Below are 25366 nucleotides of genomic sequence, written 5' to 3'. Positions count from 1 at the left end.
AAGGTGGCCAATTCAGTAGAATGGCCGCATCCTACAGCGACGCCAAGAGTCCAGAACGAGTTCAGATGAGCCTTGTAGCAATTGGTATAAACCATAAAACCGCCACTGTTGACCTGCGTGAGAAAGTTGCCTTTGCCCCGGACAAGATCCATGAAGCCATGCGCAGCCTGGCCAAGGAGACTCAGAGCGGGGAAGCTGTCATCGTTTCCACCTGTAACCGCACCGAGCTTTACTGCAACACGGAAAATGCCGAGCAGGTTGTGCGTTGGTTGGAAGACTATCATGGCCTGAGCCATGAAGAGGTGGCCCCTTGCCTGTACCAACACTGTGGTCAACCCGCGGTGCAACACCTGATGCGGGTTGCATCCGGGCTCGACTCTCTGGTGCTGGGCGAACCGCAGATCCTCGGTCAGGTCAAACAGGCGTTTGCCAAGGCCAAGGAATCCGGCACAGTGGCACTGACACTGGATCGTCTGTTTCAAAATACTTTTGCCGTGGCCAAGAAGGTGCGCACCGAAACGGAAATCGGCACAGCGGCAGTTTCGGTTGCCTTTGCCGCCGTCAGCATGGCCAAACACATCTTCTCTTCTCTGGCTGCGACCAAGGTGCTGCTCATTGGCGCCGGTGAAACCATAGAACTGGTTGCCCGCCACCTGAAGGAAAACGGCGTCACCAGCATGGTGGTGGCTAACCGCACCATTTCCCGCGCCGAAGCCATGTGCGAGGAGTTCAATGCCCAGGCGATTACCCTGGAGCAGATACCAGATTTTCTCCCCAAGGCCGATATCGTGATATCCTCTACCGCCAGTCCGCTGCCCATCCTGGGCAAGGGCATGGTAGAAAAAGCGCTTAAGCAGCGCCGCCATCAACCTATGTTATTGGTTGATATAGCGGTTCCCCGTGATATTGAGGCAGAAGTCGGTGATTTGGACGATGCTTTCCTATACACGGTCGATGATCTGCAAAGCATAATCGAACAGAATATGGCCTCCCGTAGAGAGGCCGCCGAGCAAGCGGAAGTCATTGCCGAAGAGCATTCACACCAGTTTATGGAGTGGGTTCGCTCACTGGAATCGGTCGACAGCATTCGCGAATATCGTACCCAGAGCATGGCGATTAAAGATGAGCTGGTTGAACGGGCAATGAACAAGTTGGCGCAGGGAGCAGACACAGAGCAGGTGCTGCTGGAACTGGCCAACCGTCTGACCAACAGACTGATCCATGCTCCGACCCAGGCCCTGACTGCAGCCAGTCGTCAGGGTGATCTCAATGCTTTGGGTCAATTGAGAACCGCGCTCGGCTTGGATAAACACTAAGGTTAGCGAGCTAAATGAAGGAATCCGTTATCCGCAAGCTGGAAGGCTTGCTTGAGCGTAATGAAGAAGTATTGGCCCTGCTCAGTGACGCAGATGTCATAGCGGATCAGGACAGGTTCAGAGCCCTGTCACGGGAATATGCTCAGCTTGAAGATGTGGTCAAAGGCTTTAAGGCCTACCAGCAGGCGCAGGCGGATCTGCAAACCGCACAGGAGATGCTGGCCGAGGAAGATCCTGAGCTGAAAGAGATGGCTCAGGAAGAGATCAAGGCGGCCCGCGCTCAGCTGGAGCAGCTGGAAGGCGAGTTGCAAATTCTGCTGTTACCCAAAGATCCCAATGATGCCAGCAACGCCTTTCTGGAAATCCGTGCCGGTGCCGGTGGTGATGAAGCCGCTATCTTTGCCGGTGATCTTTTCCGTATGTATAGCCGTTATGCCGAGAGCCAGCGCTGGCAGGTCGAAGTCATGAGCGCCAGCGAGGGCGAGCATGGCGGTTTCAAAGAGGTGATTGCCAAGGTCAGTGGTGACGGTGTCTACGGCAAACTCAAGTTTGAGTCCGGTGGTCACAGGGTACAAAGGGTGCCGGAAACCGAATCCCAGGGGCGGGTGCACACCTCGGCCTGTACCGTGGCCGTTATGCACGAAGTGCCCGAGGCCCAGGCGGTGGAAATCAACCCGGCCGAGCTGCGTATCGACACCTTCCGTTCTTCCGGTGCCGGTGGTCAGCACGTTAACAAAACCGACTCGGCGATTCGTATTACCCACTTGCCCACAGGCTTGGTGGTGGAATGCCAGGATCAGCGCTCACAGCACAAGAACAAGGCTCAGGCCTTGAGCGTGCTGGCGGCCCGTTTGCAGGCGGCCGAAGATGAGAAGCGCCGCAGCGCCGAAGAATCTACCCGTCGCTCTCTGGTGGGCAGCGGTGACCGCTCCGAGCGGATCCGCACCTATAATTTCCCTCAGGGAAGGGTGAGCGACCACAGGATCAACCTGACACTGTATCGTCTCAACGAGGTGATAGAAGGAGACCTGGAGCAGCTGCTTGAGCCCTTGATGCAAGAGCATCAGGCCGACATGCTGGCGGCTCTGTCCGACGAATAAAAGGACTGTCTGTGACTAAACTCAATATTGCCGAGGCCCTGCAATGGGCCTCTTCTATGCTGGCCGCATCGTCCGAGTCTGCCCATGCAGATGCCGAAGCCCTGTTGCTGCATTGTTTGGGCAAGAGCCGCAGTTTTATCTACACCTGGCCCGAAAGAAGTTTGTCGGCCGAGCAGCACAAGCAGTTCACCCAGATGGTACAGCGTCGCAGCCAAGGCGTGCCCGTGGCCCATATTGTCGGTGAGCGTGAGTTCTGGTCACTGCCTTTTATCGTCAACGAATCCACTCTTATTCCGCGCCCGGACACCGAAATTCTGGTGGAAACCGCGCTCAACCTGCCGCTTTCAGATGATATCGCCGTGCTGGATCTCGGCACAGGTACCGGCGCTATCGCGCTGGCACTGGCCCATGAGCGACAAGGCTGGCAGGTGACTGCTGTTGATAAGGTCGAGGCCGCGGTGGAGCTGGCCTGCGCCAACCGGGATAATTTGAAACTGCCGCAGGTTGAGATCCTTCAGAGTGACTGGTTTTCGGCGGTTCAGGGGCGTAAGTTCCAGCTGATTGTTTCCAACCCTCCCTATATCGAGGAGGATGATGAGCATCTTGAGATGGGCGATGTGCGCTTCGAACCCCGCAGCGCCTTGACCGCCGCCGATCAGGGCTTTGCCGACCTGTTCCATATCGCAGCCCATGCCAGGGAGCACCTGCTGCCGGGCGGTTATCTGCTGCTGGAGCATGGTTATGCCCAGGCCGTGAACCTCAGGGAAAAACTTGCCGAGCTCGGTTATCAGCAGGTGGCCACAGTGCGCGACTTTGGCTCCAATGATAGATGCACCCTGGGTTTTTGGCCCGGTTGAGTGTCTGTGCCCAGGGTTATCTCCCGGGCTTGAAAACCGCCGATATCGTCCCCATTTCCTGTCATAATTCCGCCTTTTCGACAGCGGCTTGGCCTTGGTGCTGAGCACTGCGATAGGGTACACTGTCGCCTTTGTTCACCTACATATAGCTATCCGATGGAAACTTTTTACAGCCTGTATCCGGCAGTTAAACACCTGCACATGATCCTGATCGCCGTCAGCGTATTGCTGTTCATTGTGCGTTTCGTGCTTAAGCTGCGTCAGTCAGCCATTATGGACAAGAAACTGCTGAAGGTAGGTCCGCATGTGATCGATACTTTCCTGCTGCTGTCCGGATTGACTCTGTGTTTTATGATTAAGCAGTATCCTTTCGTCGATCCCTGGATGACGGAGAAGATAGGCGCAGTGGTCGCTTACATACTGCTGGGCGTGATGGCGCTCAAGTCCAACCGTAATCTGATCTTCCGGATCTTCGCCTTCCTCGGTGCTCTGGGCTGGGTGGTTTATGCGGCAAAACTGGCACACTTCAAACAAGCGGTAATTCTGGGGTAATGCAACAATATTCTCTTAAGCAAGACGAACTCTCTCTGCCCGAGTCGGCATTTGAGCTTTGCCAATATCTGGGCTTTGGCCTGGCCAAACAGGCCAACTGGGCCTGGCTGGAACTGTCCGGCTCAGTGCTCAGCCACTATCTGGTCGATCAGCAGCGGCGCTTTCAGGCGCTGCTGAACTGGTTTTACAAGGATCTGGGGTTTGCCCCCAGAGAAGATTATTTTTCCCGGCAGGCGGCCGATCTCGGCCAGTGTATTCTCAGCCGCCAGGGGAACAGCACCACATTGGCAACTGTGCTTATGTTGCTTGGCAAACAGCTGGACTTGAAATTCGACCCTGTACTGCTGCCGGGCACCACAGTGCTGGCCTGCCACGTGGCCGGTGAACTCATCTATCTCGACCCGCTTCGGGGGGAGCGTCTCAGCAAAGAGCGCTTGCATGCCCTGGTTCGCGGCGAGCTGGGCAACAGTGCACCGCTGAAGGCGTCTTACCTCAAGCCGGTTGGCACCCAAAGGCTGATGACCCGCATGCTGCATGAACTCAAGGCCGGCGCCATAGTCGCCCATGAATTTGAAGTTGCGATGGAGTGCTGCAATTTGCTGCTTGAATGGCATGCCGACGATCTCAGCCTGCATCGGGAGCGCGCCTTTATTGCCCAGCAACTGGGAGCTATTCATGTCGCCAGCGCCGATCTGCAGTATTTTGTCGACAACAGCCCGCACGACCCTGTGGTCGAGCTGGTGAAGATGCAACTCAGAGAATTGGGAGACGACCCTCAAACCTTCCATTGAACCTGCCCGTGAGGGCAGTGAGAAAAATATAAATATTAAAATAAAACAATAAATTGCAATCGCAAGGGAGATAGGACCTATGAGCAGTACCTCACAGGCGGCCACTGAAATGACTGCGTTGGTGACCAATGACGCCACCGCGCTCGGCATTCTGGCCGCCATTCTTGGCTTCGTTTTTTACACCAACAGCAGCAGCCATCCTTTCTGGCAAAAGTTTTACCGTTTCATCCCGGCCTTGCTGCTGTGTTACTTCCTGCCATCCTTGCTCAATACCTTTGGGATTGTCGATGGCAGTACCTCCAAACTTTACTATGTGGCGTCCCGTTATCTGCTGCCTGCCTGTTTGGTATTGTTGATCCTCAGCGTCGACCTCAAAGCCATTCTGGGGCTGGGTCCCAAGGCGGTAGTGATGTTTTTGACCGGCACCATGGGCATTGTTATAGGCGGCCCGATTGCCCTGCTTATCATGTCGGCAATCGACCCGACATTGACCGCTGGCCACGGCCCGGACGCAGTCTGGCGCGGCATGACGACACTCGCCGGTAGCTGGATTGGCGGCGGTGCCAACCAGGCGGCGATGAAAGAGATTTATGAAGTGGGCGGCAATATCTTCTCCGTGATGGTCACTGTTGATGTGATAGTCGCCAACATCTGGATGGCCGTGCTGCTGTTTATGGCATCCAGGGCCAAGGAGATAGATGCCAAGACAGGTGCAGATACCAGCGCCATTGAAAGCCTCAAGGCCAAGGTGGAGCAATATCATGCCGAAAACGCCCGCATTCCCAGCCTGCGCGACATTATGCTGATTGTGGCTGTGGGCTTTGGTATTACCGGTCTGGCCCATGTCGGCGCCGACCTGCTGGCACCCTGGTTTGCAACCAACTATCCCTGGACCGAGCAATACAGTCTGACCTCTGGATTCTTCTGGCTGGTGGTGATAGTCACAACCATAGGTTTGCTGTTGTCATTCAGTCCGGCCCGTCATTTGGAAGCGGCCGGAGCCTCCAAGATAGCCTCGGCCTACCTCTACATACTGGTGGCTACAATCGGTTTGCATATGGATGTATCCCAAGTTCTAGATACGCCGATTTACTTCCTGGTGGGCATTATCTGGATGCTGGTGCATTCGGGATTGATGCTGCTGGTGGCCAAGCTTATCCGTGCGCCGCTGTTTTACATGGCGGTGGGCAGCCAGGCCAACGTTGGCGGCGCGGCGTCTGCGCCCGTAGTGGCTGCGGCCTTCCATCCGGCACTGGCACCCGTAGGTGTACTGCTGGCGGTATTCGGCTATGCTTTAGGCACTTATATGGCTTGGCTCTGTGGCCAGTTGCTGCAGGCCGTGGCCAGCTGATTTAAGTTAACGCCGCATGGGCGGCATTCAAGAGAGAAGTTGCGATGAGTAATAAAACCATACATCTGGGGGCTATCGAGATAGCCAATGACAAGCCCTTTGTGCTGTTCGGTGGCATGAATGTACTCGAGTCGCGGGACTTGGCGATGACCATTGCCGAAACCTACGCGGAAGTCACTCAGAAGCTGGGGATCCCTTATGTGTTCAAGGCCTCCTTCGACAAGGCCAACCGCTCATCCGTCAACTCCTATCGTGGCCCAGGCATGGAAGAAGGTTTGAAAATTTTCCAGGAGATCAAGGACACCTTCAAGCTGCCATTGATTACCGATGTACATGAGCCCTACCAGTGCGCGCCTGTGGCCGAAGTGGTCGACATCATCCAGTTGCCGGCCTTCCTGGCGCGCCAGACAGATCTTGTGGTGGCCATGGCCAAGACAGGGGCTATCATCAATGTGAAAAAGCCTCAGTTCCTGGCGCCCCATGAGATGCGGCATATCATCAAGAAATTCAACGAAGCGGGTAATGATGAGATCATTCTCTGTGAGCGTGGCAGCTGCTTTGGTTATAACAACCTGGTGGTGGACATGCTGGGCATGGATGAGATGAAGCAATCCGGCTACCCGGTGATCTTCGATGCCACCCATGCGCTGCAGCGTCCTGGCGGCCGTGAAGATTCTGCCGGTGGTCGTCGTGCCCAGGCAACCGAACTGGCCCGCAGCGGTATGGCGCTGGGACTGGCCGGGCTGTTTATTGAAGCGCACCCGGACCCGGATAATGCCAAGTGTGATGGCCCTTGTGCCTTGCCACTGCAGCAACTGGAAGGGTATCTGAGCCAGATGAAGGCCGTTGATGATCTGGTGAAGTCTTTCCCGGCGCTGGATACCAGTCGCTGAGCCAAGCGCTTGGTTAACCTTGCCTAAGCTGCTGCAAGCTGCGCCTTTGGTGGAATAGCGAATCATCTGGCTAGCATGTTAGCCTTAAACGCCCGCAATCGCGGGCGTTTTTCGTTTCAGTCATGGCTTGCGGTTCATCGGCAAGCATTCTCGGGCGCAAATTTTAAGGACAAGCCACCCATGTGGATCTTCTTTACCCTGATGGCCGCCTTTATGCAGGTGTGGCGCAACGCGTTTCAGAGCCGTCTCAGTCGCGATGTCAATGTTGTCGGGGTGACGCTGGCGCGTTCATACCATTCCTTATAGAAGTTTGGGCTACTCAGAGCTGTGTCAGCCATTCGAGTTCAAGCCAGATTGGCGATGACATAGTGATTCTACGGCGAGGCAAGTTGGCGCAGTAATCGGGTGGCTGACAAGCTCCCGTAGGGCGAGTTGAAAAAGCGCGTATGCGGCGTAGGCCAATGTCGATTTATCCCAATAAATCTTCCATCGCTCTACTTGCCTCCCCGTTTTTTCATTCTCGCTGAGTGAGTAAACTCCTATGCGGAATGGTATTAGCTATGCCGGCCCGTTGGCTGCTGTGTATCTGTTGTCACTTTATGCCTGGCAGGACGCAGGATTGCCGCAGCTTGGGCATGGCGCGCTGCAGTACATCATAGGGGCGGCCTTGGCGCAGATCCTCGCGACCGCCCTGATGGTAAAACTGTTCCAATTGCAGAATTTCGCCGTCGGCGCCGGGCTGGCCAAGAGTGAAGCCTTGGTCGCGGCCGTGCTCGGCAGTCTGTTCTTCGGCACGGCGTTGACTGTCAGTGGTTGGCTGGGGGTACTTGTCGGTACTGTGGCGGTCTTTCTGCTCAGTACCCACGGCGGGCTCAAAGGCTTGTCCTTCAAGACACTGTTGCTGGGGTTGGGGTGCGGCAGCGCCTTTGCGCTGACTTCGCTCTGGGTTAGGGAAGCAAGTCTGGTGCTGGGTTTGCCGTTTCCTCACCGCGCCGCCTGGGTACTCTTGTTGGTTATTTTGCTGCAGACCTTGTTGCTGCTCGCCTGGCTTCTTATCAAAGATAAAGAGACCCTTAAAAAACTCTGGCAAAGGCCCAGGTTGACCCTGGCCATCAGTATCAGCAGTTGTCTGGGTTCAATAGGTTGGTTCAGTGCCATGTCGCTCACGGCCGTGCCTTATGTGAAAACGCTCGGGCAGGTGGAAGTCTTCTTTATGATGCTGATCTCCAGCCTTTGGCTCAAGCAGCGGATCAAGGTCAAGGATATGGGCGGCCTGGTACTGATTGCCCTGGCCGCGGTATTGGTGCTTTGGGGATGATTTACTCTGCTGCCACAGGATCCAGCCCTGAGTGGCGTATGCTGCTGAGTACATAAGGTTTATCCGAGGCCAGGTAGTCAATAAGACGTTTGGCTGCTTCAGGTTGCAGGCTGCTTTGGGTGATGCCGCTCGAGAAGGTGGTTACCTTCTGGAATTTGTCCGGGATCGGCCCGACAAATTCGGTGCCTGCGATAGGCAGTATTTCACTTATCTGCTGAAAACCTATCTGTAATTCTCCTCTGGCGACCACGGTGGCGACCCTTTCACTCAAAACCCTTTTGCTCTTGGGTTCTATCATCTGCCACAGCCCCATCTCGGGCCAGAGTTTGCTGGCCAGATAAGTGCCACTGGCGCTGGCCGAGTAACCTATTGAATCGGCTTGTTGCAGCACCTTGATAAAAGCTTCCTCTGTGCTGATGTCCGGCTTGGCTGTGCCCGCTTTAACGCACATGCCTATGCGGGAACGCACCAGATCCCTGTGGCTGTCACTGCGCACATAGCCCTTTTCTGTCAGCTTGTTGAGTGAGCTTTGGGACAGGATCAACACATCGAACGCTTCGTTGCGTTTGAGCCGCTCCGGAATGGAGTCATGGGCACCACCGGATGACGAGCCATAGGAGATGATCAAATCCAGCCCGGTATCCTGTTCTATCTGCTTCTCCATCGCGGTCAGGGTGCCGGCAAAACCGCCGGAAGTGATCACTTTCAATGTCTCTGCCCAACTGCCGAAGCTCAGGGTACAGCCCAGGGCCAACAGCAGTAACTTGCTCTTGAACTTATGCTTCATATCTGTGTGTCCTTAGTGTGTTGGGGAGTGAGCCGGCCCGGGAGCGAGCCGGCTCTGAGTGCCGAGGGCACTCTTTGCAGGGAGCCTATTTAGCCAACGCGTTGTCGGCAGCATTCTTACCCGCGATACGACCGAAGATAACCGTATCGGCCACCGCATTACCGCCCAGACGGTTGTAGCCATGTACCCCACCCGTCACCTCTCCGGCGGCATACAGGCCTTTGATGGGCCAGCTTTGCAGGTTCAGTACCTCGGCTTTCTCATCTATGGCGACCCCACCCATGGTGTGATGAATGCCTGGAGCAACTTTCACCGCATAGAAGGGAGCCTGAGTCAGATCAAGCGGCATATTTTCACGGTTGAATTCGCTGTCTTTGCCGACTTTGAAAGAGTGGTTGTAACTACTCACTGTTTGCTCCAGTGCCTTAGGTTGCATGCCGGTGAGTTTGGCCAACTCGGCTACATTATCAGCCTTTTTCAACATCTTAAGGTGATCATAGCCGCGTACCATTTTGGCTTTTTTGTACAGTTGGTTGTCGAACACCAACCAGGCAAACTGTTCGGGTTGCTTGAGAATGGCATCCGATGCCCGGTCGCGGGTGGTCAACTCGTTGATAAAACGTTTGCCATCCTTGTTGACCATGATAGCCCCGACACCGCGCACAGTTTCAGAGATTAAGATGCGGCTGTCTTTGCCTATGGTTGGGTGTGCCTGGATCCAGTCGATATCTGTCATGCTGGCACCTATGGACTTGGCCATTTCTATGCCATCGCCGGTTGCGGTAATATTGTTGGAACTGGTCATGCCTTTAAAGGTTGGGCGATAGTAGGCGATCATCTCTTTGTTCATGCCATAGCCACCGGTTGCCAGCACCACGGATTTGGCGCCCAACATGTAATAGCCTGAATGTTTACCGTGGATCACTACCCCGAGTATCTGCTGCTCGTCATTCACTACCAGTTTCACTGCCCGTGAATTGAGGCGGGTTTCCACCTGATTTTTATCTGCGGCCTTACGCAGTACATCTATGATATGTGGCCCGACGCTGAGCCCGCCTGATGGTCTGTGTGTCCTGTCCACCCGGGCGCCGCCGGAGCGTTTGAGGTCATCCATATTGGCGCCGAGGGATTCAAGCCATTTGATACCGTCGGCTGACTGCTGTGCCAGAATTTGCACCAGCTTGGGATCGTTGGCGTAGCGACCGCCTTTCATCGTATCTTCCACATACCAGGCCACTTGGTCGTCCACCTTGTGGGCGGCTTGTTGTTTGGTACCCACGGCGTTATAGCCACCAGCCGCCAGCATGGAGTTGCCGCCGGAGAAGGGGGCTTTTTCCAGCAATACCACCTTGGCCCCGGACTGTTTGGCGCTGATGGCAGCGTTATAGCCGGCACTGCCGGCACCTATTACCACCACATCTGTGCTTTGTTTTGGTCCCGCGGCGATAGCCTGCTGAATTTTTTGCTGATCCCATTCTTTGTCCCAGGCCGGTTTGGCTTTGACATCGGCAAAGGGCATGGGTTTATGTTCAAAAGAGTGGCATTCATTGCAGTAAAATTTGGGTGCTTCGTGCCCCTTGTGGCAACTGGTACAGGCGATATCACCCAGGTGAGAGCCGTGGGGATCTATCTCCAGGGCTGTGTTCTTCAGGTCACTGTAGTCTCCGTGACAGCTGTGGCACTGTTGATTTTCATGGGCCTCGCTGTCGTCAATCTTGTTAGGCGAAACATGGCAGGTTTTGCAGCCTTGCTGGCTGTCGCTGTGAAATTTGCCTAGATCCTGAGGTGCCGCCTGCACTCCGGCTGCACCGAAAAGGCAACAGGCCAGCAGACCGCTGAGATAAGTGAGTTTCATATTGCTCCCTAAAATATTTGTTATTGGATTCGTTATTAGCATGAGCAAATAAAATGTAAAAAAAGGTGAGGCGGCTCAAGTTTGATATCGAGTTATTAATTGTTGAAATAGGTTTCAAGTTTTCTTAATTCATTGTTTTGAATTCGCTTAATTTATTTTCAATAAAATTGAAAGTGATGCCTCTGTTATGAGTGTGTGATCCAGTCAATGCTCAAATGGGCATAAAAGTTTTTACTATATTCCGGCGCTAACTCATATCTCAACTCATAAATATAAAGAGACAAAATGATGAACCTAAGAAAAACGATTGTTGCTGGAATTACCTGCTCGCTGTTGCCGCTGGTCAGCCAGGCTGCCCCCGACTTTTATGGCCGGGCTTGGCTTGGGCTTAGTCACTCGGACAGCGGTTTACTGTCAGATAGAAAGGAAAACGGTGCTTATCTGGAAAACTATGCCTCCTTTATCGGTGTCAAGGGTAAAGAAAAACTCAACGACAATATCAATATTGTTTATGTGATGGAGTTTGGTAATAACGGCGGCTACTTTGATACTTCTTCGCTGTTTAAATCCCGTAATACTTATCTGGGTATCGAAAGTCAATTAGGTACACTGGTATTTGGTCGTAATGATACTGTGTTTAAAAAGACAGAAGGTAAGGTGGATTTATTCAATATCACTTCCAGTGATATGGCAAAAATTATCGCCGGGAATGACCGCCTGGGAGATTCAGCTACTTATTACTCACCCAAATGGTATGGAGTGCAGTTGGGCGTGAGCTATCAATTTGCTGATAACTTGCCGGAGCAAAATGGCTCAAACGGCAATTATGCGCTGAGCCTGACAGCGGGTGATGCCAAATTGAAACAACAGGCCTGGTATCTGGCGCTGGCCTATGCCGATAGTCTCAATGCCTTGGATGCGGTGCGAGCCGTTGCCGGTGCTCGCTTGGCCGGTGCCAAGTTGGGGTTTATGTATCAGCATTCCGAGTCGCAGAAATATCAAAATCTCAGTGGCAACAGTTTGCTTGCCAGCATGGAGATCCCTTGGCAGCAATACAGTTTCAAGGCGCAATATCTGTATGACAACTCAGGCAATGGCAAGGTGGTATCCAGCCTGGCTGATAAAGCCAGTGTGACAGATGCTTCCAGTTGGCAGGCGTCTTTGGGGTTGGACTATCGAGCTTCCAAAAGCACCACGTTCAGCTTGATAACCACCTATCTGGATGGCGATTTTACCGACGCAGGAGGTTATACGGAGTATGACGACAAACTGGTGACTCTGGCGATGAAACACATGTTCTGAGTCACAGTATTTGTAGCTGGTTTCCGAGCCTTATCGCAGGCTCGGCTGGATCAACTTTTCCCGGTAACGGGATTGCTAAAATACGCCAACCCAAACCGCGGCGATTCCCCTGATGAAGATAACTCTCAAACAACTGCTGGTATTCAAGTGCATACATGCCGAAGGGCAGATCTCCCGTGCTGCCAGGAAGCTGCATATGTCGGTTCCGGCCGTCAGTATGGCGCTGAAAGAGTTGGAGTCAGCGCTGGGGTGCCGCCTGTTTGAGCGCAGTGCGACAGGTTTGCTGCTCAACCCGCAGGGGGAGTTGTTGCTGCCATACGCCAACGGGATGTTGGCGTCAGAGCAGCAGGTACAGCAGTTATTTCACGCCAGTGCCAGTGGCGTATGTGGCACACTGACGGTCGGTGCCAGTAAAACTGCGGGAAACTATGTGTTATCGCGGCGCTTGCCTGTGTTCCATCAATGTTTCCCGGCCACAGGAATTCGCTTGATGATCAAAGATTCAAGCCACATAGAGAGAATGGTCTCCGAACGGGAACTGGACCTGGCCTTTGTTGACGCCAAGCCGTCGCTGGCCAATCTCTGTTGTGAGCCTTGGCTCAGAGACAGGATCTGCATCGTTTGCGGCGCCGATAACCCTCTGGCTAAAGAGGTTGTCGATACCGAGCGCCTGTCACGTGAAGTCTGGTATCTGGATGAAAGCGCGACGGTTGCCCGCGTCAGGGCTATGCAGTTACTGCACAGCGTCGGCATTGTGCCATCGCAAACCATCACCATGGGAACTCTGGGGGCCATCAAGCGCGCCACGGCCACTGGCTATGGGGTCAGTATCTTACCCTTTATGGCGATAGATGCCGAATTGGAGCGTGGCGATCTGGTGGAGTTGGAACTGCCCGGCTGGGACTTTGAACGTAACTATTGGGTGATCCGCCGGGCCGAGGAAGTGCTTGCCCCGTTACCGGCCAATTTTCTGGAATTTATGTTGGATCAACGCGAGTTCGACGAGCAACGGCCGGCATGATCCAAACCGATTTTCAGCTGTTTGGCATTCTTTGCCTGATCTTGGGAGGCATATTCTACACCAGCGGTCTCAACAGCCCTTTCTGGCGTCGCTGTTATCGGATCTTGCCCGTGATGGTGGCCTGTTATTTCGTGCCATCACTGCTCAACACCATGGGGCTGATTGCGGTAAAAGACTCTCAGTTGCCCAAGTTTGCCGTCGATTACCTTATGCCCATGTGTCTGGTGTTGATGCTGCTGGGGCTGGATATCGGCAGTATTTGGCGCTGTGGCGGTAAGCTGCTGCTACTGTTTTTTATCGGCAGTCTGGGGGTCTTTGTCGGGGGGCCGCTGGCGCTGTGGTTGGTGGGATACATACAGCCTGAGCTCTTGCTGCCGCAGGGGGAGGATAGCCTCTGGCGCGGCATGGCGACCCTGGCAGGTAATTGGGTCGGTGGCACCGCCAATCAGATGGCGATGAAAGAACTGTTCGGTGCCGGTGACAGTATCTTTGCGGTTTTTGTTACTGTGAATGTGGTGCTTTCAGGGATCTGGATGGCAATATTGCTGGCGCTGGCGCCCCACGAGGCCAAAATCAATCGCTGGCTTCGAAGCCGCGAGCCGCAGGCGACTGTGCTGGATACGCCCTTGCCGGAACGGCGTCTGGCACAGAGCCATCACTGGTTATTGATCTTTTGCCTGCCGCTGATGCTGGGCGGCTTGGCACACTGGGGCGCCGATTGGACGGCGGAGCTGATTGTCCGCCACTGGCCTATGGCCAGAGCTTATCACCTGCATACTCCCTTTATCTGGCTGGTGGTCTGGTTAACGACGGCCAGCGTGCTCCTGTCGCTGACACCGGCGCGGCGGCTGGCGGCCTATGGTGCCGACAGAGTCGGTAATGCCTGTCTATATCTGATGTTGGCTATCATGGGGCTGAAGATGGATATCGGTATGCTCTGGTCTTTGCCCTGGTTCTTTGTTATCGGGGCTATCTGGTTGTTGGTGCATGTCTTCTTGTTGCTGCTGGCGGCGAGAGCGTTGAGACTTCCATTCGGTTATCTCGCCATTGCCAGTCAGTGCAATCTTGGCGGGGCGGCTTCGGCGCCTGTGGTCACCAGCGCCTATCGCCAGGCATTGGTGCCTCTTGCGGTTCTGATCGCGGTATTTGGCTACGCCTGGGCCAACTTTATTGCCTGGGCCTGCGGCCAGTGGTTAAAGCAGATTTGATTCAAGCGCCTTTATCTGGGCTACCAGTTCGCTGTTGATTGGCAGTGTGAGCCCATATTGCTCGGCGCACTGCTGCAGGTAACCGTTGATATAGTCAATTTCCGTCTTGCGGCCGTGCTTGAGGTCCTGATACATGGAAGAGTAGTTGGCGGCGGTTAGCCGTATCACTTCCTTGACTCTGGTGTGCAGCGTATCGAACGTCAGCGCTATGCCTTCCTGCTTGGCTACCTGTAACAGCTCATCGAGAATGGCGCAGATTGTTCCCTCAAACTCGGGGGCGGCCAGGGCACCGTTGTTGACTCTGTGAATGGCAGTCAGCGGATTGATAACGGCATTGACCGCCAGCTTTTGCCACAGGGCTTCGAGAATGGCATCACTCCACTGACTGCCGGGAATGGCATTGAGCAGAACGGTTTTCATCGCCTCTGGCATGGGGGCGCCGATTAGGTCACCTATCTGGGTCAGGCCGCTGCCGGTTTGGCGAATATGATTGCTGCTGAGTTTCAGCGCTCCCTGGCTGGTGGTGCCCAGGCTCAGCGGCCGGCCATTCAGCTTGGCGGCCAGGCTTTGATGGGGACCAAGCCCATTGTGCAGCAGCAGGATGCGGCAATTCGGGTGAAGTTTTGGCAGCAAAGGCTCCAGCGCCGCTTCAACCTGATAGGCTTTGACTGTGACCAGCAAGAGCTCGAGCTGCTTGAGCTTGCTCGAGTCCTGCGCCAGACACAGAAAGGATGTTTGCAGACTCTGGTCGCCAAGCTCCAGGGTATAGACTTGCTTTTCGCCCTGCTCAGCCAATGATGGGGTGTTAGCTCTTGGTAATAACCAAGGTTCAAGCCCGGCTGCGGCCAGTTGCTGTGCCAGCAGTTGTCCTATTGCCCCAATGCCGAGGATCCCCGTCTGCATCCGGGTTACTCCCTCAACATGGCGGCGCGAAAATATCTGCGATAGCCCCAGAGTGAGAAGTAGAAGAGTACGACTCCGGCCATATCGGCGACAAAGTCGGCCACATCTGCGCTGCGGTAGGGCAGACGGGATTGCACCATCTCTATCAGAATGCCGTAGCCGGCCAGGGTAGCAAACATCAAGTACCAGCGGGGGCGGAACGCCAGGTAGGTCAGCCAGGCGAGGGCAAAGAAACTACCTATATGACCCACTTTATCCAGATTAGGGATGCTCTGTGGATAGTTAGGCTTGGAAAAAACCAGGTAGCTGATCACCGCCAGGGCAATCAACAAAGCCATTTTAAACAGCAACTGTCGGTTAATCACAAATCACGCAGGGTTGGAAAGCTTGGCGAACATCATAGTCAAAATAAAGCCTGGCTGTCATCAGCAGACGTGGATTTATTCAGCTCTGCTTCAACTTAGGGTAGACTGGCGCTATTGGTTTGACTGATAAGTAAAAGGCGACGAAATGCCCTCATTCGATATAGTGTCAGAAGTAGATGCCGTTGAACTGCGTAACGCAGTGGATAACAGCAAACGTGAATTGGATACCCGCTTCGATTTCCGCGGGGTGGAATTTGCGGTGGAGTATAAAGACTTTGTAGTGACCCTGTCGGCAGAGTCTGACTTTCAGTGTAATCAGATGGTGGATATTTTAAGAACCCAACTGAGCCGTCGTAATGTGGATCCCAAGGCGATGGAAGTGGATGAGAAAGCGATTCACAGTGGCAAGATGTTTTCTTTGAAGGTCAAGTTCAAACAAGGCATCGAAGCCGATGTGGCCAAGAAGCTGGTAAAACAGATCAAAGACAGCAAAGTAAAGGTGCAGGCGCAAATCCAGGGCGACTCGGTACGGGTCACAGGCAAGAAGCGTGACGACTTGCAGGCCGTGATGGCGCTGGCCCGTAATGCCGAGCTGGGCCAGCCGTTCCAGTTCAATAACTTCCGCGACTAGTCGTTAATCTGCGACTTGAGCGTATCTTGAGCAGTATCGGCCCGCTTCGGCGGGCTGTTTTTTTGCACCAGCCAAATCAGCAGCAGCACGGGCAAGCCTATGATGCTGGCGCTGACAAAGAAATTCACATAGCCAAAGGCGTTGACCCAGGCGCCGGAGAAGCCGGCAATAAACTTGGGAAACAGTAACATCACCGAAGACAGCAGCGCATATTGAGTGGCGCTGTAGCCGCTGCTGGTGAGGCTGGAAAGGTAAGCGATAAAGGCTGCTGTGGCGATACCGCCGCTGAAGTTGTCCACCGAAATCGCCAGGGTCAGCAGTGGCACGTTGTAGCCCACCATGGCCTGCAGGGCGAACAACAGATTGGTGGTGGCTACCAGGAAGGCGCCGACATAGAGGATTTTTATGGTGCCGAAGCGTGCCAACAACACCCCGCCGAATGCCGAGCCCACCAGGGTCATGATCAGACCATAGACCTTGCTCAAGGTGGCGATCTCTTCCTTGCTGAAGCCCATATCCACATAGAAAACATTGGCCATGATCCCCATGACGATATCCGAGATCCGGTAGCAGGAGATCAGCATAAGGATCAGAATCGCGCTCTTGCCGTAGCGGCGAAAGAAATCGATAAAGGGCAGGGCCACGGCACTGTAAAGCCAGGAGATAAAGGCGGCCATCCTATCTGTGCCGGCCTGGGTCAGCTGCTTGGCTTCCTGCTCTTGAATCGCCCTGTCTTTACTTTTGACGCCGAAGATCAGCAACCAGAGCAGCAGAATGAGCCCCATAGAGGCCAGCGTGACTGCATCTGTATTCAAGGCCTGACTCGGAAAGTAGGATTGCAGTATCTGGGTGAAGGGCTCAGCCAGGCTAAAACAGAAATAAAGCCCCAGCAGCAGGAGCAGTAACTTGCCATGGCGCAGGATAAACAGGTTGGTTGGTGCGGCCCAGACCGAGAGTCTGGGTGCCAGGTTGGCCCTGAGCCTGTCTCTGAGGTTGGCTTCCTCTTCCCCTATCGAGCTGATATCCACCGCCGGCTCTTTGGCAAAAAGTGTCGCCAGTATGCCTATGCCCATGAGGCCTGCCATTACCAGATAGGCGGTTTGCCAGCTCTGGAGATCATAGCTTTCCGGCTCGGGAGAAACCCAGGCGGCGATAGTCAATGAGCCTGCCGTGGCTATGATCATCGCGCTGCGATAGCCCACCTGATAGGCGGCGGCCAGTGCCGCCTGCATTTTTTCCGGCGCCGACTCGATACGAAAGGCATCGACCACTATGTCCTGGGTGGCGGAGGAAAAGGCCACCATTAGCGCAAAGAGTGCCAGATGGGTGAGATCTTCCATAGGGTCACTGCCGGACATTCCCAAAATGGCGGCTATCAGTAATAGCTGGGAGAACAGCATCCAGCCGCGGCGGCGGCCAAAGAGTTGGCTGAACAAAGGCAGGGGCATGCGATCGACCAGGGGGGACCAGGCCCACTTAAAGGCATAGATCAAGGCCACCCAGCTGAAATAGCCGATGGCGGCCCTGTCTACCCCGGCTTCCCTGAGCCAGAAAGACAGGGTGGAAAATACCAGCATCAGCGGCAGGCCGGCGGAAAAACCGAGCAGCAATAAGATGAGTACCCGCTTGTGGAAATAGATACTCAGGGCGTCTCGGGTGCTGGCAAAAAAAGATTGAGGCATGGCACGGCTTGGTGAGAGTCAAAGGCCTTAGAGTAAAAGCCCGCGCCTGCGACTTCAAGGCGTGCTTGGGTGTTTGCCCAATAAAAAATCCCCGGCAAAGCCGGGGATTGGTCGCCCGTGTCATTAAAGTGTCACCCGGGCGGGGTAGATTAACGTCTGTCTCAGGGCCTGACGCCGATACAGCCTTCGGGTATGGGGCCACCACCGAACAGGTATTCACAGCAGTCGTCCAGTTGCTGGCGCAAAAACTGGTTACCGCGCAATACCCAATCGGGCCATTTATCGAAGGCGTACAACAAGTGCCAAAATACGCGTTCGACATCCGTTTGCGCTTCCCCCTGCAAGTTCAGCTGATGCCATTCTTCCAGGGTATCCCACAGATACAATCTGACTTCATTAAATTCCAGCTTGTCGCTCAAGAATGCTTTGCCGTAATGAGCCAGTTGGGGCGCTTTCACATCGATGAACTCTTCCGGGGTCATCAGATCGCCTCCTTATGTTTGCCAGGTTCAGTATAGACAGCTTTTTGATACTGAGCCGTGCCTGGGGTTAACTTCTGGGCAGAAGTGTGGCTTTCTTCAACAAAACCTGGGTGACTGGCACATCGGGCCAACCCAAGGTGCTGTTGGTGCCTGTCTCTACCAGCGCCATATTCTGCAGAACTTCAAGCCCTTGGCTGACTTCACCGAATACGGCATAGCCCCAGCGCCTGGAGGATGGGTCGAGCTTTTTGTTGTCGGCCACATTGAAGTAAAACTGGCGGGTGGCCGAATGGGGGGCATTCTCTCTGGCCATGGCTATAGTGCCTAGGCTATTGGACAGGCCGTTGCCCGACTCATTGACTATCGGCTTGTCTGAAGGCAGTTCTTCATACTTGGGGCTGAGGCCGCCGCCCTGAACCACGAAATCGGCAATAATGCGGTGAAACAATGTGTTGTTGTAGTCGCCGCGCACCACATAGGTGAGAAAGTTGTCCACAGTGATGGGCGCCCGGGTGCGATCCAGCTCGACCACGATTTTGCCCATGCTGGTATCAAATTCCACTTGGGGGTAGAGATTGTCTTTTTGTATATCCAACGCCAGCGCCAGCTGACTGGTCAGCATCAATACGGCTGCGAGTATCCATCGGCTCATGACCTGATTCCTTATCGTGGTGTTGCAGACGGGCCGGCTTGTGAGTCACCGACCGGTCCAATAAATTACTGCTGCAAAAAGCTGTGCAGCTCGGGGTCGTTGAGTATTTCGCCGCTCAACTGGGTGATCAGCTTGTTCATGTCCAGTTCCAGTGAGGCGAAGTCGGCACCGAAAGGCCCCTTGAGCAGCCCCTTGGCCTTATAACGCTTGGTCAGGGTATGGCTGCTGTTTTTCGCCAGCAGATTGATGCTGACATTGGTTTTGGCTTCAAAGCCGAAGCTGGATTCATCAACATCTGTGAGCAATTCAATCAGCTGCAACTGTACCTCTTTCCCACTGGCGGGATCGATTCGATATCCGGCCTTGGCAAAACCTTGGCGGAACAGTTGATCCAGTTGAGCCCTGGGTGGCTCGGCCGGGCTGACCAGACGTGCGGCTTTGCCATCTTCATTGAATCGCACAATAAAGTTGGCGGTGCGGGTATCCAGGGTTTGCAGCGCCAGAGCCGGCTCCAGCGAAGTCTGTGGCGTGACCGCAGGCAGTTCAGGGCTCAGGGCAATAAAGTTGGGGGTATGACTGGCGCAGCCAAAGAGCAGCGCCGACCCCAGCATCAAGGTAGCAAGCCGTTTCATAAAAATCCGAAGCTGTAAAAAAGGTGGCATCAGGATAACCAGATTTGAGTTTGGCTTCCAGCATCTGGCAATGGCAGATAACCGACTTTGGTTCAGTCAGGGTTCAGATAGCGAAGCGCAATATCCGCGCGTAAAACACTTATAAATCATGGGGGAATCGTATGAAGTACGTTATATTGGCAGCTGCACTGGTGATGCTGGCCTTGATGGCACCGGCCGCCAGCGCCGCAGAAGGCAAACATGTTATCGGGGGCAGTATAGGCCTTGGAGTGCAGAATGATGATGACATCAGCCGCTTCAATCCCGATGCCGGTAACACCGAAGACAACGACAGCTCAGACAGCTGGGGCACAGAGCTTTATTATCGCTATCATTTCACGCCAAACTGGGGTGTTGAAGCGGGTTACCTTTGGTCCGACGCCGGTATAGTCCATGCCTTTACCTCCGGCATTACCGAGTTGCAGATGGATAGCTTCGAGGCGGCGAGAGTATCCCTTTATGGCCGCTGGGGCTTTACCGAGCGCAACAGCTTCTATGCCAAGCTGGGTGCTGCCAGGGTTAAACTCGAATATCAATATACCAAAGACGGCGCCGGCTTCAATGACACTGAAAATGGCCTGCATGCGGCAGCCGGTTGGGAATATCGTTTCCGCAACAATCTGGGTATCAATACAGAATACGTGTATCTGAAGACGGATAACTTCGACTATCAAGGGGTATTCGTCGGCCTCAGTTACCGTTTCTGAATGACACAGTAAACCGGATAAAGCCCCGTATAGCGGGGTTTTTTCATTTTTGTAACATTCAAGGCTTCAATCTCCGACGGCGACAGGGTAGAGTCAAGTTATTGCTCTAAAAACACCTGTTGGGAATATGTTGGAATTGAAATCCGGGCCTTTGCCGACGACTCAATCCGGGGTTGCAACCCAGGCGGCACCTGACTCTTTGATAGATGTTCACGGCCGGCCTCTGTTTGGTCATTTCGACGGGCCGCCGAAAAGCCTGGGATTGGCAGACTTTCAGCTGTTCAATGAGATGGACCGCAGGGTTTCACGCCTGAAACAGCGTTGCAGTTATAAGCAGTTTGAGTTTATTGGCCTTAACAGCCCCAGATGGATGCTGGGCGTTGCCCTGGCGGATATCGCCTATCTTGGTAGTGGTTTCTGTTATCTGTTTGATGTGCAGAGTCGTCGCATGTATCAGCAGAATCTGCTGCGGCCACCCGCTGGTTTTAACCTGAGCCGTTCGCCATGGCAGGGGGAGAGCCGTATGGGCGGCATTCACTTTCGGCGTGAGCAGGGACAATGGCAACTGAGTCTGGATCTTAAACTACAGGGAATGCCACTTGAGGGGGAACTGACCTTGGTTCCCGAACCGCTCAGCTTGCCGATGGCGCTTTGCAGTCCAACCGGTTACAGCGGTTGGACCTATACCCAGAAACACAATGCCCTCAAGGTTTCCGGCCAGTTGTCCTTCAATCATGAACCCCAGCCGCTGCTGCAGGCCAGAGCCGGTTATGACTTTTCCGCAGGCTTTATGCGCCGGGAAACCAGTTGGCGCTGGGCCTCTATCAATGCCGATATTGATGGCAAGGGGTTGGGGCTAAACCTGGCGGCCGGAGTCAACGAGACCGGCTCTTGTGAAAACGTGCTTTGGGTTGATGGTGCCAGGCATTTGCTGTCGCCGGTGCATTTTGAGTTTGACCGCATGGCAGCATCCGGCGGCCAATGGCGAGTTTGGTCTGAGCGCGGCGAGCTGGAGTTGGCATTTTCGCCCTTGGGGTGCCGCAGCGAAAGGCTCAACCTGGGGCTGCTTAAAAGCAATTTTCGCCAGTATACCGGGCTGTTTTCCGGTTGGGTCAAAGACTCCCTGGGCAAGCGCCATGAGCTGGTGCAACAGAGCGGCCTGACAGAAGATCACTTTGCCAAGTGGTGAGCTGGAATAAAAGGAATAAAAATGGATTTCAATTTACTTATTTCACATCCTGAATGGCTGCTGCTGGTATTGGCGCCGCTGTTCTTCATCTGTATGGCATTGGAGTGGTTTTTCGGTGACCGCCTCAGACGTTTGCCTGAGAATGCCCGCTATCGACCGGCGGAGGTTTTCTGTAACTTTGTGCTGGCAGGCATGCACCAGGGCGCCGATATTCTCACGGGGTTACTGCTGGCCAAACTGTATTTGTGGTTATTCGGCTGGCGTTTGTTCGACATTGAGATGAATGGCTGGACCTTTGTGCTGCTGATGCTGGGGCAGGACTTTTGCTATTACTGGTTCCACCGGGCCAGCCACAGATGCCGTTGGATGTGGGCCGCCCATGTAGTGCACCACAGCTCGGAAAACATGAATTTTTCCACCGCCTTTCGTCAGAGCTTGATGTACCCATTGGCGGGCATGTGGCTGTTTTGGCTGCCCTTGGTGATCATAGGTTTCGACCCCAACTGGGTGGTATTTGTGGTGCTGCTTAATCTGGGCCTGCAATTTTTTTGTCCATACCCAGGCCATCAAACGTCTTGGGCCCTTGGAGTGGATATTCAACACGCCGTCCCACCACAGGGTGCACCATGGCCGCAATCCTCAGTACATAGATAAGAACTACGCCGGGGTGTTGATCATTTGGGATAGATTATTCGGCAGCTTTGAGCCGGAGCGGGAAACCGTGCGCTATGGTATTACCAAGCCGGTCAACAGCTTTAATCCTGTGACTGTCACTTTTGCCGAATGGCGCCATATGTTGGCGGAAGTGAGCCGCCCCGGACTTAGTTTCAGGCAGCGTTGGCGTTTGCTGTTTGCACCGCCGGCCAGTCAGGAGTTGCCCAGCTCCGGCCTCGGAGGATATGCTGATGGCCCTGACAGTTCCAAGGAAGCTAAGGAGTACTGATGAAGCTTTTTGTGTTTGACCATTGTCCCTATTGCGTCAAGGCTATGATGCTGGTGGGGCTTAAGGCGTTGCCGGTGGAGCGGGTCTATCTGCAAAACCATGATGTGGAGTCCAGAATAGCCATGGTCGGCGCCAATATGGTGCCCATTTTACAAAAAGCCGATGGCAGCTTCATGGCCGAGAGCCTGGATATCGTCAGCTATCTGGATAATCTGGATGGTAAGCCAGTCATTGCCGTTGCCAGCCAGGCCGATGCTGTCAGCCAATGGCAGGAGGCATCCGGTTATTTCAGCAGTCGCTTGCTCTATCCCCGCAGTGTGTTGCTCGGTCTGCCTGAATTTGGCAGCCAAGAGGCGATTGCCTGGTTTACCCAAAACAAGAGCGCCATGATAGAGATGTCTTTCGAAAAAGCGCTTGCGCAAACGGCCGATTATCTTGAGGGCCTGGCTAAGTGTTGGCCACGTCTCGACTGGCTGCAATTGCCGTCGGAGCGGGGTAATAAGTTGAGTATTGATGATATCAACCTGTTCCCCGGCCTGAGAAACCTGACCATGGTCAAGGGGCTGGTATTCCCGGCCAGAGTGCGTGCCTATATCGAAGAAGTGGCAGCGCTGACTCAAATCGACTTGTACGACGACAGAGCCGTCTGAGCGGCTTTATCTGAGTCATACAACTACACCCAAAAAAAGACAGGCCAGTGCTGGACCTGTCTTTTTCATTCGTTTTCACTTTAGGGCAAGTGCTACTTTAACCCGGCATTTTCAACTCAGCTTTTTCAACACTCTCTTTGTTCAACGCTCTCTTTGTTGATGCATTGCACGTTGTCTGTGCTCCTGAGCACGGTTGGGCTGGCGTCGCTCCGCCTGATGGCGCTGTGGCTGAGCTCGCTGCTGATGCTGCACCTTCGATTGACTCTGAGGCTGATAGCGTCTCTGTGGCTGCTGTTGTTTATCAGAGTGTTGCCGGCTCTTTTCAGCTTGTCTATAAGTAGTGTTAGTGTGCCGGTTTGAGGCCTGTTGCAACTGTCTGTCTCTGGCTTGATGTTTAACCCGCATCGTTTTGTCGGCGGCGTTGGCACTGCTATTGGCACTCCTATATGACGGCTGCTGTGACAGCTGGCGAACTTTTTGTGGCTCGCCCTTATGCATCTTTTCCCTCTTGTCAGCGGCGCGCCATTCGCGGCTATTGTGTTCCCTGCGCTGCTTTAGCTCATGCTGCAACTGCTTTTGTTGCTTGTTTCTGTCCTGATGCAGCCTCTGGCTGTGGTTGAAGCTGCGAGCCTGGGATTCATAACGCTTGTGCGGCTTGTTGTATACCGCCTTGTTGTAGCGTTGTTGCAGCCCAGGGTGACGATAATGGGCGCCACGTCTGTGGTGCGGGTTATGGCTCCAGCGCTGGGCTCCCTGGCTATAGGCCAGTCTTGGCCGGTAGTGATTATAGTGTTTGTGGCGATAATCGACCCAGATCACTCTGTCATGCCAATGAAAGGCGCTGAAGAAGAAGTTAAATGAAATGCTGACCCCGGCACTGCGCCAGTAAAACGGACTGGAGTGGTAGCGTACATATCCGGGGAAAGGGTCCCAATAGATAGGCGGATAGCTGCTCCAGTGCCAGTGACCATAGACACGGCGACTGTCGTAGTAAGGGACATAGATCACCTCGGTGCGGGTCGGTGCTATCACTATCTGACGCTTGTCGCGTCTGGCGTTGAGGTTACCCAGATCATTTAATGAATCGGCATCCCAAGCGGCTTGCCTCAGGGTTTGAATCCCATCCATCACCCGACCTTCATCGGCGATAAAGGCTTCGCCCAAACGGGCGGTCCAGTCCAGATCTGTGCTCATCTTGTTCAACACTTCCGGAAAGGCGATAAGCGCCATCACACTGGGATCCCAATCCTGGTTCTCGGCTTCGGCCATCAGGCGTTCATTGCTCCAATGGCTGCGCTGTTTGCGCCAGCGCTGGGCCTGCACCAGTTCCAGTGGATAGGTTGAGGCGATCAGCATATGGGTCAACAAGGTGTCCGGATAGAGAGCGATAGGGGAGAGCAGCTGCATCAGCTCGGGTTCCCGGATATCACTGCCGGATTCGGCGGCCTGCAGCGCCGTAGTTGGCAGGCCAAACAGACACAGAATAAGCACACTGTGCTGCAGCCAGATTTTCAGCTTGTTCATGGTTGCCTCCTTTAGGCCGGTATGGTTACCAGCCTGGCAAGTGAGCTAACTGAGGCCTTGCGATGCAATTCCCCATCAGTGGCTTCAGAATAAGTGGCCTTTGATGAACATAAGCTGAAGGCTTTTGGATGGCTAAATGATCTCCAAGCTGCTGCCTGGGGGAAGTGGGTAGTGGAACTGAGTCTTTTGAAATGACAGGCTCAGGCGGAACTGTGACCGTCGAAAACAAGGACGTTTTCGTCGAGGCTACATGGGCGTATTCACTCCGTGTCACAGGATCGCCTGTGCAAGAGCCCACCGCAGGTGATGGGCTGCAACTTAGCTGGCAGCTAAAACCAGGTTTATTAGTGATATTTGGTTCAAAGCCATGATAGCCGCTGTGCCAGCGGCCTAAAGTCGTGGTGTTCCACACCACACCGGGCAAGGGGCTTTGCTTGTCCAAAGCCCCTTGCATCCCCAAGGACACCCCGACGTAGCCGAAATCCCCGCTGTCTTATGAAGCAAATTGGCTACACTCAGGACTCGCATCCCTGCTCGACCTTCGAGCCTCGACATCCCTGTCTCGGCTACGCCAATTTACAACAACGCCAGCGGCGGCTCCGAAGGAGGAATTGGT

General features: G+C 54.2%; 24 protein-coding genes and 2 pseudogenes. 17 read left to right on the top strand and 9 right to left on the bottom strand.

From position 1 onward, the window contains the following. Nucleotides 1–65: 65 nt before the first annotated feature. From hemA to E1N14_RS16385, 9 genes and pseudogenes are all read left to right on the top strand, one after another. Complete coding sequence (hemA, locus tag E1N14_RS16425) at nt 66–1316, top strand: glutamyl-tRNA reductase (RefSeq protein WP_028779720.1); 1251 nt, start codon at nt 66–68, stop codon at nt 1314–1316. 14 nt (nt 1317–1330) lie between these two features. Then, nucleotides 1331–2416 (top strand): peptide chain release factor 1, encoded by a 1086-nt coding sequence (gene prfA, locus E1N14_RS16420; RefSeq protein ID WP_025011691.1) that lies wholly within the window; start codon nt 1331–1333, stop codon nt 2414–2416. A gap of 11 nt (nt 2417–2427) precedes the next feature. Next, nucleotides 2428–3273 (top strand): peptide chain release factor N(5)-glutamine methyltransferase, encoded by an 846-nt coding sequence (gene prmC, locus E1N14_RS16415; RefSeq protein ID WP_028779722.1) that lies wholly within the window; start codon nt 2428–2430, stop codon nt 3271–3273. 156 nt (nt 3274–3429) lie between these two features. After that, nucleotides 3430–3825, top strand: a complete 396-nt coding sequence (locus E1N14_RS16410) for a SirB2 family protein (protein ID WP_025011692.1) — start codon at nt 3430–3432, stop codon at nt 3823–3825. Continuing rightward, complete coding sequence (locus E1N14_RS16405; RefSeq protein ID WP_025011693.1) at nt 3825–4616, top strand: transglutaminase family protein; 792 nt, start codon at nt 3825–3827, stop codon at nt 4614–4616. The genes E1N14_RS16410 and E1N14_RS16405 overlap by 1 nt, the downstream gene beginning before the upstream one ends. Nucleotides 4617–4695: 79 nt before the next feature. Continuing rightward, nucleotides 4696–5967 (top strand): DUF819 family protein, encoded by a 1272-nt coding sequence (locus E1N14_RS16400; RefSeq protein ID WP_371873750.1) that lies wholly within the window; start codon nt 4696–4698, stop codon nt 5965–5967. Nucleotides 5968–6011: 44 nt separating this feature from the next. Continuing rightward, nucleotides 6012–6860 (top strand): 3-deoxy-8-phosphooctulonate synthase, encoded by an 849-nt coding sequence (gene kdsA, locus E1N14_RS16395; RefSeq protein ID WP_025011695.1) that lies wholly within the window; start codon nt 6012–6014, stop codon nt 6858–6860. 180 nt (nt 6861–7040) lie between these two features. Beyond that, nucleotides 7041–7148: pseudogene (locus tag E1N14_RS16390) on the top strand (multidrug transporter); the annotation flags it as partial. 253 nt (nt 7149–7401) lie between these two features. Beyond that, entirely contained in the window at nt 7402–8178 is a 777-nt protein-coding gene (locus E1N14_RS16385) for a DMT family transporter (RefSeq protein ID WP_082813144.1), read from the top strand. 1 nt (nt 8179) lies between these two features. Here the strand turns inward: E1N14_RS16385 and E1N14_RS16380 are convergent, their stop codons facing one another. Together E1N14_RS16380 and E1N14_RS16375 are read right to left on the bottom strand one after the other, a co-directional pair. Continuing rightward, nucleotides 8180–8965 carry a substrate-binding domain-containing protein gene (locus E1N14_RS16380; protein WP_025011696.1) on the bottom strand — a complete coding sequence of 262 codons (786 nt, stop codon included), beginning with the start codon at nt 8963–8965 and terminating at the stop codon, nt 8180–8182. Between the two features lie 85 nt (nt 8966–9050). Beyond that, nucleotides 9051–10820, bottom strand: coding sequence for a flavocytochrome c (locus tag E1N14_RS16375; protein WP_025011697.1), 1770 nt, complete (start codon nt 10818–10820; stop codon nt 9051–9053). Nucleotides 10821–11105: 285 nt separating this feature from the next. On the opposite strand from E1N14_RS16375, the gene E1N14_RS16370 reads away from it, so the two are divergent. The 3 genes from E1N14_RS16370 (at nt 11106) to E1N14_RS16360 (ending at nt 14351) form a co-directional block, all read left to right on the top strand. Further along, nucleotides 11106–12122 (top strand): porin, encoded by a 1017-nt coding sequence (locus E1N14_RS16370; RefSeq protein WP_051547161.1) that lies wholly within the window; start codon nt 11106–11108, stop codon nt 12120–12122. Nucleotides 12123–12234: 112 nt separating this feature from the next. Continuing rightward, a complete protein-coding gene (locus tag E1N14_RS16365; RefSeq protein ID WP_025011699.1) occupies nt 12235–13143 on the top strand; it encodes a LysR family transcriptional regulator in 909 nt (302 codons plus the stop codon). Beyond that, the gene (locus E1N14_RS16360; RefSeq protein WP_025011700.1) at nt 13140–14351 is read left to right on the top strand and encodes a DUF819 family protein; all 1212 of its coding nucleotides are present in this window, start codon (nt 13140–13142) and stop codon (nt 14349–14351) included. Before E1N14_RS16365 ends, E1N14_RS16360 begins: the two co-directional genes overlap by 4 nt. Here E1N14_RS16360 and E1N14_RS16355 read toward each other — a convergent pair. Together E1N14_RS16355 and E1N14_RS16350 are read right to left on the bottom strand one after the other, a co-directional pair. Further along, nucleotides 14337–15254, bottom strand: coding sequence for a ketopantoate reductase family protein (locus tag E1N14_RS16355; protein ID WP_062793930.1), 918 nt, complete (start codon nt 15252–15254; stop codon nt 14337–14339). The two genes, E1N14_RS16360 and E1N14_RS16355, sit on opposite strands and share 15 nt — an antisense overlap. 5 nt (nt 15255–15259) lie before the next feature. Next, nucleotides 15260–15592 (bottom strand): VanZ family protein, encoded by a 333-nt coding sequence (locus E1N14_RS16350; RefSeq protein WP_210736175.1) that lies wholly within the window; start codon nt 15590–15592, stop codon nt 15260–15262. A gap of 172 nt (nt 15593–15764) precedes the next feature. Here E1N14_RS16350 and E1N14_RS16345 point away from each other — a divergent pair, with 172 nt between their 5' ends. Next, a complete protein-coding gene (locus tag E1N14_RS16345; RefSeq protein WP_062793931.1) occupies nt 15765–16250 on the top strand; it encodes a YajQ family cyclic di-GMP-binding protein in 486 nt (161 codons plus the stop codon). On the opposite strand, the gene E1N14_RS16340 is transcribed toward E1N14_RS16345, so the two are convergent. The 4 genes from E1N14_RS16340 to E1N14_RS16325 all read right to left on the bottom strand — a co-directional run bounded on the left by E1N14_RS16340 (nt 16247) and on the right by E1N14_RS16325 (nt 19698). After that, nucleotides 16247–17932, bottom strand: a complete 1686-nt coding sequence (locus E1N14_RS16340; protein ID WP_025011703.1) for an MFS transporter — start codon at nt 17930–17932, stop codon at nt 16247–16249. The two genes, E1N14_RS16345 and E1N14_RS16340, sit on opposite strands and share 4 nt — an antisense overlap. A gap of 161 nt (nt 17933–18093) precedes the next feature. After that, nucleotides 18094–18414, bottom strand: a complete 321-nt coding sequence (locus tag E1N14_RS16335) for a hypothetical protein (RefSeq protein ID WP_025011704.1) — start codon at nt 18412–18414, stop codon at nt 18094–18096. A 67-nt stretch (nt 18415–18481) separates the two neighbouring features. Next, on the bottom strand, nt 18482–19066 hold the full coding sequence (locus E1N14_RS16330; RefSeq protein WP_025011705.1) for a peptidylprolyl isomerase: 585 nt from the start codon (nt 19064–19066) through the stop codon (nt 18482–18484). A 65-nt stretch (nt 19067–19131) separates the two neighbouring features. Next, a complete protein-coding gene (locus E1N14_RS16325; protein ID WP_025011706.1) occupies nt 19132–19698 on the bottom strand; it encodes a YajG family lipoprotein in 567 nt (188 codons plus the stop codon). A gap of 161 nt (nt 19699–19859) precedes the next feature. Here E1N14_RS16325 and E1N14_RS16320 point away from each other — a divergent pair, with 161 nt between their 5' ends. From E1N14_RS16320 to grxB, 4 genes and pseudogenes are all read left to right on the top strand, one after another. Continuing rightward, the gene (locus tag E1N14_RS16320) at nt 19860–20444 is read left to right on the top strand and encodes a porin family protein (protein WP_025011707.1); all 585 of its coding nucleotides are present in this window, start codon (nt 19860–19862) and stop codon (nt 20442–20444) included. 127 nt (nt 20445–20571) lie between these two features. After that, nucleotides 20572–21633 carry a DUF2804 domain-containing protein gene (locus E1N14_RS16315; RefSeq protein WP_051547166.1) on the top strand — a complete coding sequence of 354 codons (1062 nt, stop codon included), beginning with the start codon at nt 20572–20574 and terminating at the stop codon, nt 21631–21633. 21 nt (nt 21634–21654) lie between these two features. Further along, a pseudogene (locus E1N14_RS16310) lies at nt 21655–22576 on the top strand (sterol desaturase family protein). Next, nucleotides 22576–23226, top strand: a complete 651-nt coding sequence (grxB, locus tag E1N14_RS16305; RefSeq protein ID WP_025011710.1) for a glutaredoxin 2 — start codon at nt 22576–22578, stop codon at nt 23224–23226. Before E1N14_RS16310 ends, grxB begins: the two are co-directional and overlap by 1 nt. A gap of 141 nt (nt 23227–23367) precedes the next feature. On the opposite strand, the gene E1N14_RS16300 is transcribed toward grxB, so the two are convergent. Further along, entirely contained in the window at nt 23368–24750 is a 1383-nt protein-coding gene (locus tag E1N14_RS16300) for a DUF3300 domain-containing protein (RefSeq protein ID WP_062793932.1), read from the bottom strand. Nucleotides 24751–25366 lie beyond the last annotated feature (616 nt).

The organism is Shewanella algae (assembly GCF_009183365.2).
Taxonomy (GTDB): Bacteria; Pseudomonadota; Gammaproteobacteria; order Enterobacterales; family Shewanellaceae; genus Shewanella; species Shewanella algae.
This window is presented reverse-complemented; position numbering and strand designations above follow the sequence as displayed.

Coding starts and splice junctions, on each gene's coding strand:
- hemA (WP_028779720.1), top strand. CDS start 66: ATGAGCCTTGTAGCAATTGGTATAAACCATAAAACCGCCACTGTTGAC.
- prfA (WP_025011691.1), top strand. CDS start 1,331: ATGAAGGAATCCGTTATCCGCAAGCTGGAAGGCTTGCTTGAGCGTAAT.
- E1N14_RS16410 (WP_025011692.1), top strand. CDS start 3,430: ATGGAAACTTTTTACAGCCTGTATCCGGCAGTTAAACACCTGCACATG.
- E1N14_RS16405 (WP_025011693.1), top strand. CDS start 3,825: ATGCAACAATATTCTCTTAAGCAAGACGAACTCTCTCTGCCCGAGTCG.
- E1N14_RS16400 (WP_371873750.1), top strand. CDS start 4,696: ATGAGCAGTACCTCACAGGCGGCCACTGAAATGACTGCGTTGGTGACC.
- kdsA (WP_025011695.1), top strand. CDS start 6,012: ATGAGTAATAAAACCATACATCTGGGGGCTATCGAGATAGCCAATGAC.
- E1N14_RS16385 (WP_082813144.1), top strand. CDS start 7,402: ATGCGGAATGGTATTAGCTATGCCGGCCCGTTGGCTGCTGTGTATCTG.
- E1N14_RS16380 (WP_025011696.1), bottom strand. CDS start 8,965: ATGAAGCATAAGTTCAAGAGCAAGTTACTGCTGTTGGCCCTGGGCTGT.
- E1N14_RS16375 (WP_025011697.1), bottom strand. CDS start 10,820: ATGAAACTCACTTATCTCAGCGGTCTGCTGGCCTGTTGCCTTTTCGGT.
- E1N14_RS16370 (WP_051547161.1), top strand. CDS start 11,106: ATGATGAACCTAAGAAAAACGATTGTTGCTGGAATTACCTGCTCGCTG.
- E1N14_RS16365 (WP_025011699.1), top strand. CDS start 12,235: ATGAAGATAACTCTCAAACAACTGCTGGTATTCAAGTGCATACATGCC.
- E1N14_RS16360 (WP_025011700.1), top strand. CDS start 13,140: ATGATCCAAACCGATTTTCAGCTGTTTGGCATTCTTTGCCTGATCTTG.
- E1N14_RS16355 (WP_062793930.1), bottom strand. CDS start 15,254: ATGCAGACGGGGATCCTCGGCATTGGGGCAATAGGACAACTGCTGGCA.
- E1N14_RS16350 (WP_210736175.1), bottom strand. CDS start 15,592: ATGGCTTTGTTGATTGCCCTGGCGGTGATCAGCTACCTGGTTTTTTCC.
- E1N14_RS16345 (WP_062793931.1), top strand. CDS start 15,765: ATGCCCTCATTCGATATAGTGTCAGAAGTAGATGCCGTTGAACTGCGT.
- E1N14_RS16340 (WP_025011703.1), bottom strand. CDS start 17,932: ATGCCTCAATCTTTTTTTGCCAGCACCCGAGACGCCCTGAGTATCTAT.
- E1N14_RS16335 (WP_025011704.1), bottom strand. CDS start 18,414: ATGACCCCGGAAGAGTTCATCGATGTGAAAGCGCCCCAACTGGCTCAT.
- E1N14_RS16330 (WP_025011705.1), bottom strand. CDS start 19,066: ATGAGCCGATGGATACTCGCAGCCGTATTGATGCTGACCAGTCAGCTG.
- E1N14_RS16325 (WP_025011706.1), bottom strand. CDS start 19,698: ATGAAACGGCTTGCTACCTTGATGCTGGGGTCGGCGCTGCTCTTTGGC.
- E1N14_RS16320 (WP_025011707.1), top strand. CDS start 19,860: ATGAAGTACGTTATATTGGCAGCTGCACTGGTGATGCTGGCCTTGATG.
- E1N14_RS16315 (WP_051547166.1), top strand. CDS start 20,572: ATGTTGGAATTGAAATCCGGGCCTTTGCCGACGACTCAATCCGGGGTT.
- grxB (WP_025011710.1), top strand. CDS start 22,576: ATGAAGCTTTTTGTGTTTGACCATTGTCCCTATTGCGTCAAGGCTATG.
- E1N14_RS16300 (WP_062793932.1), bottom strand. CDS start 24,750: ATGAACAAGCTGAAAATCTGGCTGCAGCACAGTGTGCTTATTCTGTGT.